The sequence below is a fragment of the Micromonospora sp. NPDC003197 genome (assembly GCF_053590565.1).
Map to the genome: position 1 here is coordinate 11,521 of NZ_JBSFTE010000049.1, position 4,279 is coordinate 15,799.

Consider the following 4,279-nt stretch of genomic DNA (forward strand, 5'->3'; position numbering starts at 1 on the left):
TCCTCCCGTTTGTTTTTGTGTGGGTGGGGCGGGGTTCCCCCCGGGGGGGGGGGGGGCCCCCCCCCCCCCCCCCGACTCGACGATAGATCAGCTTCCGTTCATGATCGCCCGGATTTGTATTGGATCGAGGATGGTGCCGGCGTAGATCTGCATATCGTCGATGACACCGGCGAAGTATCCGCCATAGTTGTCCATGTACTTGTACCTGCCGATGTTGATGAGGCCAGTGGCAGCGACCCCGGCTGGCACGACCTTGGCCCCCTCAAGATTTCCGTTCACGAAGAGCAGCATCTGGGACGTTCCTGCGTCCCATGAAGCACAGATGTGTGCCCACGTGTCGGCGGTGACCATCGTGGTGGACTCGACCGAGCTGTAGGAGTTATCAGTGTATGAGGTGACGAACTCCCATTTTCGGTTCGGGCTGGTACGCAGCCAGAAGCCACTGGATCTCGTGGCTTCCTGGCTTAGGACCGTGCGATAGGTGAGGTCTGCGACGTTGTCGAGCTTTGCCCACGCGCAGAAGGTGTAGCCGGTCGTGGTGTTGATGGCGTTCGGCGCTGTTGCGTAGCTGCTGGTGCCGTTGAGGGTTAGACCCTCTCCGTTCTTGCCGACGCCGCCGGTCGTGGCACCTACCAGGGCCAGGTTTCGATTGTTGCCGGATGCGTCGGCGGTCGCGCCACTGGCAGTGTCGAGTTTCCAGTGCCCGGCGGGAGTGGTCTCCCGGGCGATCTGGCTAGCCTCAGTGCCGTTGAGAGCCACGTCATAGATCTGCACATCATCGACATCACCAGCCCACCAGTCTCCTGATGTGGCGTGCGCCGAGAGCGCCTTGCCGATCTGGAAGGGCCCGTTGGCGCTCCAGGCCTCGGATCGGCTGCTGGAGCCACGGAGGACACCGTTGACGTAGAGCTTCAGTTGGTTGGCCTCGGCGTCGTAGACGCCGACCAGGTGTGTCCACACCCCGAGCCGGGGTGCGACGCTGTCCTTGGCTGCCCAGTAGGTCGCGGACGTAGCACTGTCTGTCGAGGGGACTACGAACGCCCAGGCGTTGAATGCCTTGCTGTACTGCAGGTAGAAGCCGGATAGGCTGCTGCCGTCTTGGCTGGCGATGGTGCGGTAAGTCGTGGTGTTGTCCAGCTTGACCCAGGCAGCGACGGAGTAGCTACGACTGGTATCCACGATTGAGCGACCCGTGGTGGCGTAGTCGTTGGTGCCGTCAAGGCGAAGTGCCTTCGTGCCGACGATGTGGCCACTGCTGTTCCACGCCGGACCTGCGAGAGTTGCCGGGTAGGAGTCGCCGGCATCCGTCAACGTGCCGCCGGTTCCTTCGTCGATCCGCCAGTGAGCTGTGGCCGCGCGAGCGGTGGTGGCAGTGGCATTGCCCTGCTTCGCAACCTGTCCGAAGCCGGTGCCGCTGTTGGGGAATGTCCACAACTCCCGGCTACCCGGCTGACAGCAGTCCACGATTGCAGCGAGGTCGAGGTCTCCATCACCGTCGAAGTCGCCAACCGAGAACTGCGCCGTCTTCCGCCAGTCCCAGCCGTCGCTGCTTCCGGTGTCGCTGTCCCACCAAGTTGTGGGGGTGGAGAAGGCGCTACTGGCAGCCGTGAAGACCTTGATCGTGGTCTTGGCGCCGTGGTTGTACATGGCGACGATGTCATCGGCACCGCTGCCGCCCAAGTTCGCCACGGCATACTTTGCGGCAGACCCGGTGTACTGCTCGGGGTCCGTGTCCGCGTCACTGTCCCACCACTGACTGCCGGCGTCGAACGTGCTGCCGGTGGAGGTATGAACCCGCAGGGTGGTGCGTGTGCCGGTGGTGTCCTGGGCGACGGCGATGTCGGTCTTGCCATCGCCGTTGAAGTCGCCGGCGATGGTTTTGGTGCTCGTCCAGGTGTATGTCCCAGCGGGCTGGGTGTACCAGGTAGCAGCGGAGTCGAACGATGTACCGGTGGAGGTGTAGACGTACGCGGTCCACCCACCGGCACGGTCATTGACGATGGCGGCAGCATCATCGATGCCGTCGCCGTTGAAGTCGCCCGCGAAGACGCGTGCGTCGCTGAGCAACCAGGTCCCAGCCGACCGCTCCGACCAGTCGGCCCGGTATTGGTTTGTGTCGGAACGGAGGTTGAAGAGGCGTACCTGCCCGTCGCGGTCCTGCCGGAACATCACCGTGTCGGTACGGCCGTCGTTGTCAAAATCACCCGTGCCAGTCTTGATGCTGCCTGCGGCGTACCGGCCGTTAATACCACTGTCCCAGTTGATGACGGGCGCATGAAAACCACCGGTAGAGGACAAGAAGCTCCAGGCAGCGGTGCGCCCTTCGCCCATGTCCAGCACTGCCGTGACGTCTGCCCTACCGTCCCCGTTCATGTCCCCAGGCTTGCCGACAGCCGTAGCGCTGGAGACCGCCGCCATGAGGGTGCGCGGTCCGGTGACCTCAGCACGCTCGTTGCCAGCCTTGTCGACCGCCTTCACCCAAAGGTTTGAGACTGGCGGCCTAGGCCGGCTGGGGTTGGCCCAAAGAGTGATCGGGATGGTGGCCTTGCCACTGTCGTCAGCGGGGGCCCACAGACCGACGGCGTCGTCGAACCCGTATCGGTAGCCTGCGATGTCGTCATCGCCGCTGGCGGGATTGATCGTGACGGTTCCGACTGTTCCTGCTGCGACGCCTTCGGCACCGTCCGGATAGTCGGTGGAGGAGATGGTGGGGACGCCCGGGTCGGTAGCGTCGATGACGAAGTAACACCTAGGGGTGTACGGGCCGTAGGCCCCGCCAGTGTCGCGAGCGCGAGCCTGGTAGTAGTAGTTGGTGTCGAGTTCGAGGGCAGCGCTGGGCAGCGTTGGCCAGGTGATGACACCCCCGGCAGGGATGGTGGCGGAAGTCACAGGGCCGTAGGCGAGGGTGTCGTCGGCGGCCTTCCGAATCTCTAGATATCCGGTCAGGTTGTTGGCGTCAGCATCGGAGAGTCCGGCGGTGAATGTTGGAGTCTTCATACTCTCCGGGAGTCGGGCCGGGCTTGCTGTGCTGTTGCAGGGGGTCGGAGGGTAAGTGGTCAGCTCAGTCGGCACCCCTGGTGCGGTGTTCCACTCCACGGTGAGCTTCGCGGTTTTCGGGTGGAACCGCTTCTACTGCTGGTTATTGGCCTCGTCAGGTGCCCGAAGTCCTAGAGTGAGCTGATTACTGGTGCCACCGGCGGCGGCCGAGACCGCGTTGGTCAGCGCGGCGCTGGCGAAGTCCATGGGCATATCCGGCTCGCCACACGAGCTCTCGTTGGCGTGCCCTGATGCTGCGGCGAGCTTGGACCGCCACTTGTTTGTGTCGGTTACCGAGTTCTTCCAGGTCACCGACGCAGAGCGCGAGATGTTGTCGGTGAGGTACAGGTCGACCGGCGTATTAGTGCTGCACGGCCAGGAGTGGTCGAGAGTAATACCGAAGGTCGCCTTCGTGACGATCTTCCCTCGGATGCCCGCGATGCCAAACAGGAAGTACGACCGGTAGGTCACCCCTTCACCTAAACCGACCTTGGCTCCTTCGTTTCTGTCGAAGTTCCAGTACGACTGGGTGGGGAAGTTCTTGGCAACGTGGGTCCAGTCGTACGAGGTGATAGGGGTGGAACTCGGGTCGAGGTAAACGGGCCACTGAACATCTGGTTTGGCCAAGATGGCTTGGTCCGGAATGACAGTGATGCCGCCCGGGGTGAGCTGGACGTCCATGGGGGCGACGTACTTCGGCTGAGGGTCTTCGCTGGTCAGGCCGTCGATGCGCTCAAGCTTGGTGAGCGGTCGAGCCACCGGCGTATCCCACATGAGCGGGGTGTCCGTGGCGAAGATATTGGCTCCGGCGCTGTCCACGGCGTTGACGCCACCATCAGCCCGAGCCGAGAGCGTGAGGCCGTTCGTGGCTACCGCAAATGTGATGGCTTCGAGCGTCGGATTGGCGGCTGCGGTGGGTGTCTTTACGACCAGTCGTTCGTGGTAGCCCCCTGCGGGATCGGCGATGACCTGGAGATCTACATCCGGCAGCACATTGGCGTAGGTGGCAGTGTTTCCGGCGAGGGCCGGTACGGGGAGGGCTGTCGGCCACGTGAGCGAGAGGCTTTTGTCGCCTTTGCTGATGGATACCAGCGGACCATTGCCACCTCCAGAGATCGTCAAGCCGCCTGGAGTCGCGAGCGGGCTAACCTCGGTCTTTCACTTGAGCGTCGACTCATAGTTGGCGCTCGATGAACGGCGATTCGGGTGTTTAGAGAGGTTCTACCGGTATGCCGAGGGCCCG

2 protein-coding genes are annotated in these 4,279 nt (G+C 63.2%); both read right to left on the reverse strand.

What is annotated here, in order from left to right:
- Positions 1 to 87: 87 nt before the first annotated feature.
- The gene (locus ACWDV4_RS30445) at positions 88 to 2,997 is read right to left on the reverse strand and encodes a LamG-like jellyroll fold domain-containing protein (RefSeq protein WP_449985887.1); all 2,910 of its coding nucleotides are present in this window, start codon (positions 2,995 to 2,997) and stop codon (positions 88 to 90) included.
- Between the two features lie 132 nt (positions 2,998 to 3,129).
- Positions 3,130 to 4,158 carry a DNRLRE domain-containing protein gene (locus tag ACWDV4_RS30450; RefSeq protein WP_449985890.1) on the reverse strand — a complete coding sequence of 343 codons (1,029 nt, stop codon included), beginning with the start codon at positions 4,156 to 4,158 and terminating at the stop codon, positions 3,130 to 3,132.
- Positions 4,159 to 4,279: the final 121 nt, after the last annotated feature.

Bases quoted from the DNA above. Each gene is read 5' to 3' on its own strand.
- ACWDV4_RS30445 (WP_449985887.1), bottom strand. From the start codon at position 2,997: ATGAAGACTCCAACATTCACCGCCGGACTCTCCGATGCTGACGCCAAC.